Source organism: Nonomuraea diastatica (genome assembly GCF_004349015.1).
GTDB classification, from domain to species: Bacteria; Actinomycetota; Actinomycetes; order Streptosporangiales; family Streptosporangiaceae; genus Nonomuraea; species Nonomuraea diastatica.
In genome coordinates, this window is the sequence record NZ_SMKP01000462.1 from 1 (window position 1) to 531 (window position 531).

The following is a 531-nucleotide window of genomic DNA, read 5'->3' on the forward strand; positions in this document are numbered from 1 at the left end:
TGGTGGTGACGCGGAGCGCGGTGGCCGTTGACGACGGTGATCAGGTGGATGTGTCGGCGGCTCCGGTGTGGGGGCTGGTGCGGGCGGCCGAGGCGGAGAACCCGGGCCGGTTCGTGCTGGTGGACGTCGACGGCAGCCAGGAGTCGTGGGCCGCCGTGGGATCGGTGGTCGCGTCGGGAGAGCCGGAGTCCGCGGTCCGGGACGGCCGGGTGCTGGTGCCGAGGCTGAACCGGGTCAGGGGTTCGGAGCGGCGCGAGCCGGTGTTCGGCTCGGACGGCACCGTGCTGGTCACCGGCGGGACCGGTGGTCTGGGCGCGCTGGTGGCGCGTCACCTGGTGGCCGAGCACGGCGTTCGGAACCTGTTGCTGGTCAGTCGTCGCGGGCTGGAGGCGCCGGGCACCGCGGAGTTGGTGGCGGAGTTGTCGGAGCTTGGGGCCGCGGTGGATGTGGCGGCCTGCGATGTGGCCGACCGTGACGCGCTGGCCGCGCTGATCGGGTCGATTCCCGGTGAGCGCGCGCTGCGCGGCGTGG

Annotated in this window: 1 protein-coding gene; it reads left to right on the plus strand. The window is 74.2% G+C overall.

Going from position 1 to position 531, the window contains the following annotated elements; translation table 11 throughout:
• Positions 1-20: 20 nt before the first annotated feature.
• The coding region (locus E1294_RS52170) for an SDR family NAD(P)-dependent oxidoreductase (protein ID WP_246083908.1) at positions 21-531 on the plus strand (511 nt) is incomplete at its 3' end.